Here is a 16,791-nt window from a genome sequence, read left to right as displayed (position 1 = left end):
ACGTTATTGGTCGCTATTCCAATCCCACAAAATCAACATTCGAAAGCGAGCCTTGAACGAGAAGGAATTGCGGGGCGAAACGGTAACGCTTTGACGCGACGGTAAGGGTATAGTTTTGTCCGGTCGTCACCATATCGAACGAATAGATCCCAAACGAACTCGTCGTCGCGATACGCCTGAGGCCCTGCGGATCGATCAGGTAAACGATCGCATTTCTTAACCCCAGGCCGGTCGGTGTCGTCACGCGGCCCGAAATGGTCACGATCGAAGCTGCCGGAGCCGATCCGCCCCAGAATCCGCCCGTTACCTGAAATCCACCGCCACTCGAAGTCGTTCCCGCCGCGGACTGGCCAACCGTGCCGTCCACAACGAACGTGCCGCCCGTCGAATTCCCGCCGCCGCCGGCGATCACGCTCTTACGGATCTCAAAATTCCCGCCCGATTGCCCGAGCGCAGCAGAACACAGGATCATCAGCCCGAACACAACAAGATAGTTATTCGTCCTTTTCATCTTCGTCCTCCTCTACGTGACCGGCTAACTGCCGTTGTTTTTTTGATTCTACGTTCGATAATAACCAGACGTTTAGCCAAAGTCGAGTTCAACGCCTTGAGTGATTCGATCTGGGCTTGCTGCAGATCCAACTGTTTTTGTTGATTCTCGATCTGGCCCTGCTGCTCTTTGATGGCATTTACGAACACCGTGCTCAGGCGGTCGTATTTCACGCCTTCGACATCGCCTTTGTCGTTGTAAGTAACCATGAGCGGCTCGACGGCGGCCACCTCTTCCGCCACAAAACCTATGTCTCTAGATCCCCCTTCCTTCCAGTTGAACGAAACTGGTCGTAGGCGGTCGATAACACGGAGACCACCGGAAAACTGGGCTACATTGGTTTTATACCGCGCACTCGAGCTGCAAGTCGCAATGAAATTGTTAAAAGCTCTGCAGATCGCCACGCTTCCGCCGCCGCCAAGGATATCTAGTTTGAACGAACCGGCTACGTCAAGGGTGGCTATTGGATTGGCCGTGCCAATGCCGACTTTGGAAGAGGTGGAATCGGCCAGGAAACTGGCAACATTGGCGCCGTCGCTGGAGGTGATCTCAAAGTACTTTTGCCCGACGGTAGATAATAGCTGCAGGCCGCTCACGGATCCCGATCGAACTTGACGAAATAACCACGGGCGCTCCGTGCTGAACCTAAGCAGTTCCGCACCGTCCCCCGTGACCGCTATATCCAACCTTGAGAGGGGTGCTATGGTACCGATACCGACGTTGCCCCCCGGGCTGTTCAGAATCAGGTTTCGCGCCACATTTGTCGAATAGTCGTAGGCGAACAGATAGCCAAACTGGTTCGGGGCCCCTATGGGGCTAGATCCAATAACAATGCCAGATCCAGTCACATCCGCTAGAGGTGTTGAGTCACCCTGGAACCAGCTCGATCCACCTCCAGCTCTCACCGCGATCGAACCCGCTCCTGAACTCACCCCATAAACGCCGGTTCTACCGATTCCGTAGACACCGTAGCCGGCGGAGTCACCATTGCCAAAAATACCGACCTGGCTGCCAGCTCCGCCCCCCAAACTATGGCCATACACACCAACGCCATTTGGAGAGATAACATGCAGTTTGAATGATGGACTGCTTGTTCCGATGCCAACCCTTGCCGAAGTGGTTGCTCCGTTGGTCCCGGCGATGCTCCCCAGGACTACGGAATCATTCTGAGCCACATACGCCTTTGCCCCTAAGGCCGTCCCATTATTTACTCCGCCACCGAGATCACTACTAGCTCCTATTATCGTATTGAAATTGCCTGCATTGTTGGTACCTGCAAAGGTACCAAAATAGGAGTTATCAGAACCCGTGCCTCCAAACGCACCTGCAGATTCCCCAAATGCCGAATTGCGATTTCCGGTATTATTCAGTCCGGACGCCGCACCGTAGAATGAATTGCTCGAACCCGGATTTGCAAAAAGCCCCGAAGCATAGCCGTAAAAGCTGTTCCGCTCGCCTGCGATCATTGTTGATCCGACATCCTTGCCGACAAAAGTATTGTATGGGCCCGTTGTGATCGCTTGCCCAACGCCATTCCCAAGAAAGACATTATTTGAACTAGTGGTATGAGCCGTTGCCACATTTAAGCCAGCAAATAAATTGCTGGTACCGCGTACACTCAAAACTCGCAAACCGCCGATATTGTATTGAGTTGCCGCATTTATCGAAGCTGCGGAAAGCGTGCCGCCCGCTGTTCCGCTGCCGCTAATGTTGAAGTCCGCATTCGGCTGCACGGTCGTTTGGTTGAGAATCGGATTCCCGCCTCCGCCGGTCGAAGCGATCGTGAGCGTGTTTCCCGCTGGTGTGATCGTGATATTTGAACCGGCGGCGAGGGTTACGTTGTCGGTCAGGGCATTCAGACTCTTTACGACCTGGCCGCTCGCTATCTTTGGCGAGGTTACCGCCGCATCCGCAATGTTAGCGGTCGGGATCTGGCCGAGAGAGATATTTGGCGTTGCTCCGCCGCTGCTGGCGAGCGGCCCGCTTGCGGTCACGGAAGTGACTCCGCCGCCGGCTCCCGTATTGTCGGCGGCCGGCTGCCATTGATTAGATCCGCTGTTGAACTTGAGAACCTGATCGTTGAGTGGAACTGCGGCGGAAACATTCCTTCCCTGCAGGCGAGCAACGGTCGTCGAATTCTGCGTTCCTGTCACGTCGCCGGTCAATGAGCCCGTGAAATTGCCCGCCGTCGCGGAATTTGAAGAGCTTTCCGAACTTAAACTTTTCACCGAATACGGAGCACTTGTTACTGACTGCCTCGGCGATAACGTCGTAAACGCCCCACCACCCGATTGCCTGACGCGGATCTCAAGAAAACGATTCGCACCCGGAAAACTCGACCCAAAGTCGAGGTTAACGGTAAAGATACCATTCGCGACCGCCACTCCGCTCCGCGAGATCGTCGACCCGACCTGCGATCCCCCGGCGACGGCATCAAATAGAACAAATTCGAAGTCAAAGCTTCCAGTCGCGGGAGCAGATGCGTTTTGCAGTTGCCCTTGATAAGTGATCTCGGTAGATTGAGTCAGCCCGATCATAGAACTGCATAGAATCAAGGTCAGCACCAGAACTGCTCGACAAAAAACGTCCTTCATAATAGCCTCTCCGTTACCTGCAAATTTCCGCCTTCGGATCTAACGAGCATACTACCTTTGTCAACATTTCGATCTGTTTTTGCTGGGACTCGTTCTTCTTTTGTTGATTCTCGATCTGCCTCTGCTGCTCCTTGATGGCATTTACGAAAACCGTGCTCAGGCGGTCGTATTTGACGCCTTCGACCTCGCCTTTGTCGTTGTGGATAGTGAGTAGCGGATCGATCTCGGCTACGGACTCGGCGACAAAGCCAATGTCCTGTGAATTGTCTGATTTCCAGCGGTACGTGATGGGCTGCAGCCGATTTATGATGTCGAGGCCGCCGGCGTAGGTTTGCAGGTCGGTCTTGTAACGTAAGCTCGATCCGCACGTTGCGATCTGGTTCGATGCGTTCAAGCAGAGGGTGGTTATTCCGCCGGTCCCAAGCCTGTTAAGGCCCATAAAACCGCTTGAAAAGACGCCGAAATTGTTGCTTCCATTGCTTGAACCTTCAACGCCGACCCCACTTATGCTTATCCCGTAAACGCCTCGGCCATTGCCGTTGGAAAACCCGCGCGTCCCGCCCAAAGTTCCCTGTCCATCCAGACCATAGTCGAAGCTGCTGACACCCACTATCCCGGTCAGATTAAAACCATCAACTCGTAATCTCGCGCTATTTACACTCGGTGTTCCGATGCCGACGTTTCCGGCATTATCAATTACGATCCCGTTGTTCGGCGGGCCCGTTCCGGCGGGACGGGCCACGAGTTTGATCGTAGTGCCGTCAAATCTAAGATCGGCACGAGGCCCGCCGGGACTCGAAATGGACAATCCTGTTTCTCCATTTGGAGAGCCGAATGCAAGTTGATTTCCTTGTGCCCCAACCGCAAGCTGCACACCATTTGGCAATTGGACGCCTACGGCCGACTGAGTGATCTGTGAGTCGGTCAACGTCGTGCCGCCACTCCAAAGCGGAATGGTGTTCGTCGTCCCGCTGCCGCCTACACCGCCGCCGCCCGTCGATGCGATCGTTACCGTATTCCCTGCGGGTGTAAGGCTGATGTTCGCACCGGCCGCGAGGGTCACATTATCAGTAAGCGTTGTCGCCGCGACCGTCAAGCCCTTGATCACCTGTCCCCCAGCGATCTTCGGGGCAGTGATCGCTCCGTCCGCGATGTTCCCGGTTGGGATCTGGCCGAGCCGTGCATTAGCAAGCGTTCCTGTTGCAATGCTGCCCGCATTCAGATTAGTGAGTCCTGAACCATTGCCGTTAGTTTGTAAATACTGATTTGCTGCAATGCCACCGAGTTGTGTTGCGTTCGCTGCGGTGGTGGCAGTTACGGCAGTCGTTGAATTGGCTACAGTGCCGGTCACCTTGCTGCCGCTGACATCGTTGATCTTGGCATCCGTTACCCCGCCGTCGGCAAGTTGTGATGTGCCGACACCTCCATTTGCGATGTTCAGGGTAACGCTACCGCTAGATCCGCCGCCTGCCAAACCAGTACCCGGCATCACGCCTGTGATCGTCCCCCCACCACCGGCTCCGGTGTTATCGGTGCCGGGCAGCCATTGGTTAGCAGTACTGTTAAATTTGAGCACCTGATCATTGAGCGGTGCAGTATTCGCAACATTGCGGCCTTGCAGACGAACTACGGTAGCCGAGTTTTGTGAACCGGTGACATCTCCGGACAAAACTCCGCTGAAGCTTACCGCAGTAGTCGCATTTGTGGCGTTAACTGCATTTGTCGAATTTGTCGCCGTGTCGGAACTCAGGCTCTTGACCGAATACGGGGTGCTCGTGACCGGTTGTCTCGGTGAAAGGGTCGTGAATCCTCCGCCGCCGGATTGCCTGACGCGTATCTCGAGAAAGCGGCTCGCACCTGGAAAATTCGGCCCAAAGTCCAGGTTGACGGCAAAAACCCCATTCGCGACAGCTACGCCGTTTCGTGTGATCGTCGACCCGATCTGCGAACCGCCTCCATCAAAAAGTAAAAACTCAAAGTCAAAATTACCGTTCGCAAGCGCAGCCGCACTTTGGAGTTGCCCTTGGTACGAAAATTCGGTTGCTTGAGCTTCAATTCGAGGCGCTGCAATTAAGGCGGCTAGCAATACCGCGAAAAAAAGAGCGGAAGATCGTTCCATGGGAATCTCCTATCAAACTTGGACGTCTGCAGTTGAACTAAGTTGATATCACAAGCAAGAGGAAACATAAAGGAATTTGAGGGATAAATTAGCTCTATTAGATCCGTAAACGAAAAAAGCGGCCCGAAGGCCGCTTGCTTCTCAATGAAAACTACTGCTATTCCAATCCAACAAAATCGACGTTCGTGAGTGCCGTATCGATCTGGAGGACTTTAGGTGTGAAGCGGTAACGTTTTGACGCAACCGTAAGGGTATAGGTATCACCCGTGCGAACGCTGTCGAACGAATAGATGCCGAACGAACTCGTCGTTGCAGTTCGTCTGACACCTTGAGGATCGATGATAGAAACGACTGCGTTTCGCAGATTCTGTCCGCCCGGCGTCGTCACTCTGCCTGATACCGTGACGTCGGACGAGAAGATATAAGCTGAGCCTTGTAGAGCATTTGTTCCGACAGTGTCACCGATCGATCCGACGACCGCTGCATTTTGCGTAAACGCTACGCCGGCACCGAAAGAATCGTCGGCAGTTCCATCTGCCGCGACGAGTTTCTGTGACTGCGTCCACGCCGTACCGCTGCGGGTAAAGACGTAGGCCGAACCCTGACGAACATTAGCACCATTAGTGTCGCCCGCAGCTCCGAGCATTACCGCGTCACCAAGGATAAATACGCTGTTACCGAACGAATCATTTGCAGCGCCATCGGCGGCGAGCAGTTTCTGCTGTTGGGTCCAGGTCGATCCGCTGCGTACGAAAACGTATGCAGAACCCTGTTGAAAATTCGCTCCAACATCCTGCAACGTGCCGATCACGGCTGTGTTTCCATCTACCGCTACAGAAAATCCAAAATAGTCGAACGCCGTTCCGTCAGCCGCGGCTAATTTCGCCTGCTGCGTCCACGCCGAACCGGTACGAGTGAATACATAGGCAGAGCCCTGCTGAATATTCGCACCGGTTGCGTCTTCAGTCGCCCCGACAACAACGGTGTCGCCGGAGATCGCTACGCTGTCGCCGAAATAATCGGTTGTAGCTCCGTCAGTTGCGAGAAGTTTTGCCTGCTGTGCCCAGGTAGTACCGGTACGAAGGAAAACGTACGCTGCTCCTTGATCGATATTGGTCAAGGTGTCGGCGCTCGAGGCTCCGACGACGACCGTATCACCCGCAATAGCTACTGCACGTCCAAAATAATCATTGGTCGCGCCATCGGCTACGGTTAATTTCTGTTGAAGAGCCCAGGTCGTGCCGGTGCGAACGAAAACATAGGCTGATCCCTGATTCACATTTGTGCCAACTCTGTCACCAAATGCTCCGACGACAGCCGTGTCCCCCGAGATGGCGACATACGAACCAAAGGCGTCGTCCGCCTCGCCGTCATTTGCAGTCAATTTCTGCTGCAGCGTCCACGCCCCGTTGCTCAAAACATAAACGTAAGCCGAACCGGCTCCCGAAGCCGTTGCAGCTCCACCGTTAGCCCCGACGATGACAGTCGTTCCCGAGATCGCCACACTTCCGCCAAACTGATCACCCGCAACACCGTCACCCGCCTGAAGCTTGGTTGAACCGCCGAACGCAAGCGCAGCGTTTGGAGCATTCGCGTCGGCACCTATTTTCTCGTCTTTATCGGCATTTACCCTTTGAACAAGAGAATCCAAATTTCCGCGTCGCTTCAACTCTGTGATTGCGGCCTTGCCTCTCAACAACGGCAGCGAACCCGCGGCATTGATCGAGCGAGTCTGCATTTCGCCGTTGAGCATAACCGCGGCCAGCAAACATGCAGCCGTGGCGGTAGAAAATACAAACCTTGCAAAGAACTTGCCCTTTCGGATAAAACTCTTACGCGTACCAACACTATCGCTTTTTAAACTACTCATTTAATTCTCCTGAAGAGGTAAACATTGTTTTAACAATTGTTACCTTTAATTATATGTTCGCAGGGCGTAAAACTTCAACAACTTTTACTCCATCTTTCTTTACAGCGATAATTCTGCTGACAACCGCATTTTTACTGGGATTCTTGTCGAGATTATACACGGGTTAGACGCAATCTTCATAAAAAAAGGCGACTTAAAAAGCCGCCTTTTCCTAAAATATGCCCAAAAGCGACAAATTTTATTCCTGTCCGACGAAATCAACATCCGTCAGCGAGTCCGTCACGTTAACGACCCGTGAACCGAAGCGGTAGCGCTTTGACGTGACGCCGATGACGTAGCTCGGGCCGGCTTCGACATTCTCGAAGCTGTAGAAGCCGAACGAGCCTGTCGTCACCGACCGTCGGTTGCCCGACGGATCAGTGATCACAACCGTTGCTCCTCTCACGCCCTGGCCGCTAGCATTGGTGACACGGCCTGAAACGGTCACACCGGCCGCAGTTGTTCCGATGACGACGTTCCCGCTTTGGTAGGTCGTAGCGAGCAAAGCTCCCTGGGCGTTCGAAACGCTCTGAGCGGTCGGCGTCGATGAGAAGCTCACGGGGTATGTTCCGGCCGCAGCGTTGGCAGGAACTGCGAACGTCACGGTGATCATCTGCCTTGCTCCTGCCGCGTACGTATTTGTCGAATCGACCAGCACGCCCAGGCGTCCGGCTGCCGTCTGGCTGGTGTTGGTTCCGAGATTCGAACCTGCCGGAACACCGCCTCCCAGAGCCGAACTGACATAGGTCAGGACCGAAGCCGGGTAGTTCACCGTGTAGCTTGCGGATGCCTCGTTACCGAGCGAATCAAGCATGAACGAAACCGTCACTTGCTGGCCGGCGATAGCCGAAGCATTGACCACACGGATCACGCGTCCGCCCGTGCCCTCGGCCGTCTCGCCGCGGGCCGCCGCCGGAGCGGTCGGGCCGCAGACCGGTTTGGTGGTGATCGGTACGCCGTTGAGTACTCCGAGGTTGTATCCGCGAATAACGGTTACGTCGCCCACATCGATCTGAGCGTTTCCGCAGGCTCCCGCGACGTCGAGATTGACGTCCGCTGCCTGGAACTGCGGTCCTGCCGGCGGCGGCGGTATCAGGCCCAACTGCATCTGGCGAATGATATTGACGTCATTTGCCAGAACCATGTTGTCGCCACTCGGGCCGCCGCTGCCGTCGACCACGTCGCCCTCGACACGCTGCGTGACGCCTTCGTCATTGAGGATCGTGCCAGTGCCGGTTCCGTTCAGTATAGTGCCGTTCGAGATCGACGTGATGTTCAGCGTAAACGTCTCGTTCGGTTCGACGGCCGTATCGCCGTTGACCAGTACCGTCACGTTTTTCGTCACTTCGTTCGGAGCAAAGCTCACGGTTCCGTTCGTTATGGCCGTGTAATCGCCCGGAGCCACCGCGGTTCCGTTCGCTGTCGAATAGGTCACCAGGGAACTGAACGATGTCGGGTTGCCCGCACGCGTGATCGTAAACGTGAACGGCGTCGTTCCCGAATTACCCTCATTACCCGAAACATCATTCACCGAGAACGTCGGCTCGACGTCGTCGTTGAAAATGACGCCGACCGCCTCGCGTTCGGGGAGAATAACGTTCGCCTCGTTTGACAACCTGACGACGAATGCCTCGTTCGGTTCGAACTTCGTATCGCCATTCACCAAAACCGTGATCTTCTGAAGCGAAGGCGTATTCGAGGTGAAGGTGATGATTCCCGAGTTCGCTGCGTAATCGCCATCGGCCACAGTTGCCGTTCCGTCAACGGTCGTAAAGTTGACAGATGACGCCGGGGCTCCTCGAACAGGCAGCCTGTCGATGTTTACGTCGAACGAGTAGGTTGTCGTTCCCGCATTTCCTTCATTCCGGGTAACGCTGCCGATAGTGATCTTCGGCAGAGGCGTCGGCGTCGGGCTCGGAGTTGGCGTCGGCGTTCCTGTCGGCCCGCAAATTGGATTGTACTGGAATGTATCAATACCAATGTAGTTCGAGTTCGCTCCATTGAGCCCGCCATTTGTCACGAAGTAACGGAATGCAAGCCGTCCCGTGGTCGGTGTCGGCACACCGGAGACCGTAGCGGTGAACTGCGTCCATACCTGCGGATAGGCCGAGGTAGTCAGACTCGGATTGATCTCGAGCAGAACAGTAGTGAAATCACCCACGTCCGTCGCGGACGTCCCGACATTTGTGCTTGTGCCGTTGGTACTCATTCGCACCTGTAGCCTGTCCGGGTAAACCGTGCCCGCCGGAATACGCGACCAGAAGGTCATCGTAGCTCCGTTCTGCAGAGTTAACGTCGGGGTCAGAAGCCAATTGCTGATCGTTCCTACGCTTCCCGTACTGTTATAGTTCGCACCGATGTACGATGTAGGTGCTCCCGACTGTGACGCGAAGACAACATCATTTCCCTGGAACCAGCCGTTGGACCCGATGGGTGAGCTATTGTTTTGCGTAAACCATCCGGCACCTGGAAGTGTCGTGATGTTGTCGAAACCTTCCGTCAACGGCGGGCAAGCCGGGGTTGGCGTTGGCGTCGGTGTACCACCGCCACCGCAGCTGCCTGTCGTGAGGCTCAGCGACCACCCGCCCGCGATCGATCCACTATCACCGGTAACGAAATCGACGACGTACAAACTCCACGTTCCGTTTGGACTGGTTCCGCCAAAAACGGATGCGAACGTTGCACTCGTTCCGCCTGCCGGGCCTGGATGGTTGTAGGTCGTACCAGGACCGGGTGCCGGGAAGCTCGAACCCGAATAATGTCCTGCCGGACGATAAGTTCCGGCCGTCCACGCTCCGGTATCCGGCAGAGCCGTCGCTCCGGTATCGCTCAGGGTGTATGTGACCGCGCTCATATCGGTACCGTCGCCAGCTCCATCCTGCAACAGGAAAGCAGCCCCGGTCGGTCCGACTAGTACGATCCCGAAATCATCCGGGAATGTGTGACTCAGATTGTTCAGAGTCACTTGTACACCGCCCGGTGCCGACGAGATATTGCCTGAAAGACCCGAAACCGCGATCGATGACGGATACGGGCTGGCGTTTCCGCTAGTAGGAATCGTGATCGCAGCCGGATTGTTGAAGACCGACGGTAGACATCCTGGTGGAGGTGTCGGCGTTGGTGTACTGACCGGCGTTGGCGCCGGCGTTGGTGTCGGGGTCGGCGTTACGACCGGGCCGCCGCAGTTTGAAGTGTTGATATTAAGAGACCAACCGCCTGCGAAGCTGCCCAGATCGCCGCTCAGATCGTCAACAACATAGAGTGACCATGTGCCGTTAGGGATCGAGCCATTAAAGATAGACAATGCGGATCCACCCAACGGAGCAGGAGCCGGAGCACCAAAGGTATCGCCCGTTCCGATATTTGTCGGTTGGAATGTGCCGCTTGTTAAAGGCCCGGCATCCGGGAGAGCACCGGCGGCCGCATCGTCGAGCGTAAATGTCAGATTCGTAACTCCGGGGTTTCCGCCTCCAACATCCGACATGATGATCGCATTTTGCCCGCTTGGTCCGACCAGCATGACATCAACATCATCAGGGAATGTGTGCGAGAAAGTGTTGAGCGTAACCGTCACCTTCGTCACAGTTCCACCTGCACCGGAAACCACTATATTCGACGGATATGGGCTCGCGCTTCCACTGCTCGGGATCGCGATCGAGGTCGTATTTGAAAGTGCAACGCAGAAAGCCGGTGTAGGACTCGGGCTCGGACTTGGAGTCGGTGTCGGGGTCGGCGTCGGGCTCGGAGTCGGTGTCGGGGTCGGCACTATTGGCGTTGGCGATGGCGTCGGTGTCGGTACCGGCGTTGGCGTCGGAGTTGGTGTCGGCGCCGGGGTTGGCGTCGGTGTCGGCGTCACTCCGGGAGTTGGCGTCGGTGTCGGCGTTGGCGTTACGCCTGGCGTCGGCGTTGGTGTCGGAGTCGCAGCTGTGCAAGTAGTACAAACGAACGAGCTGACAGTCATCGTGATCGTGTCGATCCGCCAGTTTGGATTGGCATTAACTGCTGAACTATCCCAAGCCGCTCGCCATCTGAACCTAACGGTCTGCCCATTAAACGCGGCAGGAAGGCTAAGAGTTGAAGTCACATAAGTTGCCTGAGCTCCCGACCAAGCCGATTGTCCGCCGATGGGACTGCTGAAACCCGACGAAATAGTTGTATTGTATCCGTTAGCAGAAAATACTCCACCAACGCTTGTCACGTTGCTGTAATTCGTTCCGCCGTCGGTACTGATCTCAAGAATTCCTCCGTCAAAACCAGATTCAAAATTCCGTGTCTGACGGAAGCTCAGTTCTGAGCCATTTCCAGCGGGAATAACGATTGCTGGGGAGATTAGACTGTTGGAAGCTACCGAAGATACGCCGTTAGTAAAGGCTGCGTTCGGTGCGGTATCAGGCGTTGTCGCCGTGGTAGCAAATAGCGCCGGAGGAGTCGTGCCTGTCTGGGCAGTTGTCCATCCTGCGGGCAACGCCGGAGCGGTCACACCATCGAAGTTTTCCGAAAACAAATTGTTTGTGACCGTGGTTCCCGTCGGAATTGTATAGACAATATTGCCAAGATTCGAGGCACCGTCCTGATGCTGGACCGTGGCGCTAATAACGGCTCCACAAGTCAGCGATGGGCTCGCGGTGAATGTGAAGTTCCGATTTACTGCCGCTCCACCCGAAACGATAACCCCGTAGTTTTGTGCCGCACTTGGCGACGTAACACCGCCAGTCGCTTGAAGCGTACCAACATCATTTGTTGTATTTGTAGTACCTCCAAGATTTGAAACGGGTAGTGTAACCGTAACGGTTTCACCTGGGTCAACCACCCCATTAGCTGGAAGGCAGCTTTCACTGACGATAGTTACCGGTCCACCTGTAAGGGTCGGGCCAACCAAGACGGAGTTCGCGTTGTAAACAACCAAAGCGAAATCCTGGTCGGTAGTATCTGCATTGCCGGGAATACCATCACCGGCAACATTTGTTGCTCTAACAAAGATCACAACCTGGGCTCCGGTCGGCAGCGTGTTCGCCGGGATGAAAACTGACTCGACGTTATTTCGCGGATCTGCCGCTCCACCGGTTGTGGAATTTGCTCCCGTAAAGACGTTTCCGCGGTATGTGTTACCGCCGGCTATTACCTCGAGGTCGAGATTATTTACAAAAGCATTACCGGAAGTTGATCCGGGTGCGTCCGTAAACGCCATCGTCACCCGGAATGGTTTTGTACCATCAACCACTTGGGCTCCAAAGATGCGGAACTCCCCGGTTGCTCCCAAAAAGTCTGCTGCTGCCTGATCGCGAATAATACGCGGCGTTCCGTCGAAAGCAGTACCAAGGTTCATCATTCCGAATCCCTGATTATTCGATGGCAAGGTATCGTTGGCCGAGACGCCATTCATGTAGCGGGCTGAGTTAACGATATAAGCCTTGTTCATAGCCGGACTCGGCGGAGCACTACCCGCCGGAGTTCGGTTGGTGGCAATGTACGCCGGATTGTTTATGAACTGCTGATACACCAGAGCCGAACCGCCCGCAACTGCAGGATTTGAATGGCTGGTTCCGGATGAAGCGGTATACCACTGCTGCGTTGTCGGGAAGAAGTTACTTCCGCCCGGCCCGGCGCACACGCCGTCCGCACGATAAAGGGCTTCAGCCGTTCCGTTTCCAGTTGTTCCATTCTGGACATAGGTGATGCCAGAGACATGAGTACCCGGTGCCTGAATATCCGGCTTGATCCTTCCGTCAGTGGTTGGGCCGCGGCTTGAAAATCCAACAATATCGTTTGCGCTGTTGGCCTCAGCGTCCGTGGTTCCACAACCATCCGCTCCGCCAAATGGCTGGACGTTTTCAGCAGCACCGACACAGAATACATTCTTACCTGTTGCAGGAGCACCGATCGTAGTCGCTCCTGAACCATCGTTACCAGCTGAGAAAGTGATGATCATCTCCTGGTTTCCGCCAGTACCTGACTGAGCATCACGAACTAAGCCGTCATAGGTCTGCGAGTTCGCGGTATAAGCACCCGCGGCACTTGATCCCCAGCTATTGCTGCTGATACGGGTTCCGCTCGTGTAGCCGGCCGAGATCATGTTCGGGATATTAGGCGTCGTGAAGTTGGGGTCGAAAATAACTGAGTTGCCCAGCTTAACAAATGGGGCCACACCGAGTGCATAGCGAAAACCGCTTGCATCCTGATGAGGAGCGGCTCCAAAAGGTGCTCCTGAATCGGGTACGTAGCCTCCGACGATGCTCATATTGAGCTGTCCGTGGCCGCTAAGGCCAAGTCCACCGTCGGCAGTTGAACCGGAACCCCATCGGCCTTTATACATGTAGCGGCTCGTCCCCGAAGGAGTTGTGCTGCCTATCGGCCTGTTCCCTGATTCATAGAACGCAAAATGGCGTGCGGTAACCGGTCCCGCATTCGCGTTGGTAGCGATCGTTCCAGGGTCAGCTCCGGTTGGATTTCGATAAGCACCGTCGTCCGTAACGTCAACGACGAAGCCAGATGAATTGAACTGAGCCTGTGTGAAGCCCCAGGATGCCAGAAGGGTGAGATAGTTGCCGGTGTTCGGAACGTTGCCGGTAAGGTTTCCGGCCAGGATCATATCCTGACGCTCGTCCATCTTTTTCGGCTCAAGATAAGGATGGATCGAGATCACATCAGGACGGGCTGCGATCTGCTCAACGCCATCGGCGGAAAGGCCCACGACGAGGTTTACATATCTTGAGTAGTCAAAAGCGTTTTTTGCAGGGCCGGTCTCGATCTGCGAAATAAGTGCTCGAGTACCTTGGTTGGTGCTGGGATCCTTGAAGAGCTGAACCTCGTAATAACCCGAATCGCTCTCGATCCGACTCTCTCCTTTCTGCCCCGTGGCTTTGTAAACGTAGGGCTGAATTCGCTGTTCGGCTTTGTAATCACCGATCCACGTGATCCCAGACCCGCCGCGATTTGCGTCTGCAACGAGCCGGTTCAATTCGTTCGCGTCGCCATACACCAGGTAGGCATAGTTTGGGATGTAATCAACGATCGAGACGCCGCTGGCTTCGAGGGCATTATGCCATTCTTCGAGGATCGGGCCGCCAAACTTGACAAGCCGCATCTGCTTGCCCGAGAAACTTTCTCCGGCTCCTGTCGCCAAACGATTTGGAGCCGAGCGTGTATCGATAGGACCAACGTTCAATAAAATTGTGTCCGGGTCTTCCGACGTCACAACACTGGATTCCATACGCGAATTCTCGACGGCTGCGTTCTTTTCCGCGTCCTTTGCTTTGCGGTTTTGCGCGTCCGCCTGCCAGGCGACTACAGCAAAAGCAAATATCCCGAAAAGGACGCCCAGCGATAACAATAGATTGCGATGTAAACTAATAAATGACCCTGATTTCTTTTCCATTACGACCCTCTCTCCCCACGTTTTCTAGTAACCTGCTCCATAACAGAGTCTTTGCCGAGACCCCGCAAAAATTCCGAAAAACGGACAATACAAACTGTTCAATAAAGATTTTGTTGTCGGATTATGCTCCTAAAATAGTATTAAGTCAAGACTTACCGTCACGTTAAGGAGCGATTTTAAAATTATCTTATTACTATCGCTGGCCGTCGAGTTCTGCTTAAATCAACCGCCCGATCCGAAGGATCTCAGCGACGCTCCAGGCTTGGGCGGCGGCACCTCGTGGGGTGTGGGGTGGGTCGCCGTCGAATATTTCAGAGACCTGTCCGGCCATGGCTTTCGTGAGATGGACTTTGAAATGATCGACTATAGAGGCGACTCGTTTTTCGGCTTTTGGATCTTTTGAATGAACCTTCAGATACGCTTCGACGAACGGGCCGATCAGCCATCCCCAAACTGTTCCCTGATGGTACGCTCCGTCTCGTTGAAGGGGCGAGCCGATGTAGGTTCCAATGTATTTTGGATCTTTCGGCGAGAGCGATCGCAGCCCAACCGGCGTGAGCAGTTCCGCCTCGACCTTCTCAACGACCTTGCGGGCAATCACCGGATCGAGCATCGTGTGATGCAAGCTAACTGCAAAAATCTGATTCGGCCTTACGGCGGCATCGCGATGATCTCCATTGACCACGTCGAAAAGACAATTCTCCGCGTCATTCCAAAATTGCCCGTTAAAGCTCTCGCGGGCGACCTCGTCCATTTCTGAGTATTTTGCCTGCTGTTCCTCATCGCCAAAACGGATCGCGAGGTCTGACATTATTCGCAGTGCATTGTACCAGAGAGCTTGTATCTCGACAGGTTTACCCGTTCGGGGCGTTACGACCCAATCGCCGATCTTTGCGTCCATCCACGTTAGCTGGTGGCCTTCGCCGCCGGCGAACAGCAGTCCGTCCGTATCGACGTGGATCCCAAAGCGTGTTCCGCGCACGTGCCAGTCAATGATGTCGACCAGCTTTTCGTATAGTCCGCCTCGAACGACATCGTAGTCGCCGGTCACTTCGATGTAGGCCCTGATCGCCTCAAAATACCAGAGTGTTGCGTCAGCCGTGTTGTAATCCGGCGTTTCTCCCTCGTCGGGAAAACGGTTCGGCAGCATTCCCTGCGAAATGTGGCGCGAAAATTCGAGAATGATACTCTTCGCGACCTCGGGCCGGCCAGTCGCAAGTGTCAATCCGTTCAGAGCTATCATCGTGTCGCGGCCCCAATCGGAGAACCAATGATAACCTGCGATCACCGACTTCCCTGCTCCGCGGTCCACGATGAATTGATCCGCCGCCAGCACGAGCGGCCAGATCGATTCGTCCTTGATCTCGGAACGAACGACCAGGTCTGCCCGCCGTTTCAGCTCGATCTTTTCCAGTTCGGCCGCCTTTGTGTAGGTGTGCTGATCGGCCGATGCGATCACGACTGCCTCGGACGCAAGGTCAAAGCTCATGCTGCACGGCTGGAAAAGATCCTCGCGGTAGTCGAAGCCCCGTTCCATCTCGATCGCGTATTCGAAATTGCGATACCAAAGCCCAGTTCGCTCGACAGAGGAGGCATTGTGGGCAAAAAAGAGCGTCGGCATTTCCGCATAAGGCGTCATCGAGATAAACCCGTTGCCGGTTGAGTATGCAGTATCGAATGCAGGATCTTCCGTACGCAAATGATGATGGTTCCGAAACGCCAGCATCGGCCGAAGTTCCATTCGAACGTCCAGACCGGCAATGTCGGCCGAATCATCCGACATTTCGTATCGCTGATTTAGAACCTCGGAGACATTCGTCACCTTCCATCGGCAAACCGTAGTGTTTTCGCCGTGAACCATAAAAAGCGAACGCTCGATCTCGACGCCATTGATCTCGAACGTCCAACGCGGAAACGGATCGAGCCTGAATGAAGTTAGATACTGAAACCCGCGAGGATGAACGCTGCCGGGATATTGATTGCATGAGATCTCGAACCGCTCGCCATCGATCATGACTGCCTCGTCAAATCTCGAAAGCAGCACCACACGCCCTAGCGGAGGCCGTGTCGCAGCAACAAGCAGACCATGGTAACGCCGCGTTCCGGCACCGGAAACGCTCGATGAAGCATAGCCGCCAATACCATTCGTCTCGAGCCATTCCCGCGACGAGGCCTCTTCAAAATCCGTGCAAATGTTAGTACCGAGTTCGATCATTCTACTTGGATTTTAACGCAAAGGGGCGA

The 16,791-nt window shown here is 54.8% G+C and carries 6 protein-coding genes; all 6 read right to left on the bottom strand.

What is annotated here, in order from left to right; all coding sequences use genetic code 11:
* Positions 1–13: 13 nt before the first annotated feature.
* Positions 14–511, bottom strand: a complete 498-nt coding sequence (locus tag IPG22_12980; protein MBK6589200.1) for a carboxypeptidase regulatory-like domain-containing protein — start codon at positions 509–511, stop codon at positions 14–16.
* The gene (locus tag IPG22_12975; protein ID MBK6589199.1) at positions 508–3,144 is read right to left on the bottom strand and encodes a tail fiber domain-containing protein; all 2,637 of its coding nucleotides are present in this window, start codon (positions 3,142–3,144) and stop codon (positions 508–510) included. Before IPG22_12975 ends, IPG22_12980 begins: the two co-directional genes overlap by 4 nt.
* A gap of 13 nt (positions 3,145–3,157) precedes the next feature.
* On the bottom strand, positions 3,158–5,263 hold the full coding sequence (locus tag IPG22_12970; GenBank protein MBK6589198.1) for a tail fiber domain-containing protein: 2,106 nt from the start codon (positions 5,261–5,263) through the stop codon (positions 3,158–3,160).
* Between the two features lie 157 nt (positions 5,264–5,420).
* Positions 5,421–7,133, bottom strand: coding sequence for a carboxypeptidase regulatory-like domain-containing protein (locus IPG22_12965; protein ID MBK6589197.1), 1,713 nt, complete (start codon positions 7,131–7,133; stop codon positions 5,421–5,423).
* 238 nt (positions 7,134–7,371) lie between these two features.
* A complete protein-coding gene (locus IPG22_12960; protein MBK6589196.1) occupies positions 7,372–14,547 on the bottom strand; it encodes a choice-of-anchor J domain-containing protein in 7,176 nt (2,391 codons plus the stop codon).
* Between the two features lie 217 nt (positions 14,548–14,764).
* Positions 14,765–16,762 carry an amylo-alpha-1,6-glucosidase gene (locus IPG22_12955; protein ID MBK6589195.1) on the bottom strand — a complete coding sequence of 666 codons (1,998 nt, stop codon included), beginning with the start codon at positions 16,760–16,762 and terminating at the stop codon, positions 14,765–14,767.
* Positions 16,763–16,791 lie beyond the last annotated feature (29 nt).

It is taken from the genome of Acidobacteriota bacterium, assembly GCA_016703965.1.
GTDB lineage: Bacteria > Acidobacteriota > Blastocatellia > Pyrinomonadales > Pyrinomonadaceae > OLB17.
Note: the sequence above shows the minus strand (reverse complement) of the source record. Positions and strands in the feature narration are given on the sequence as shown.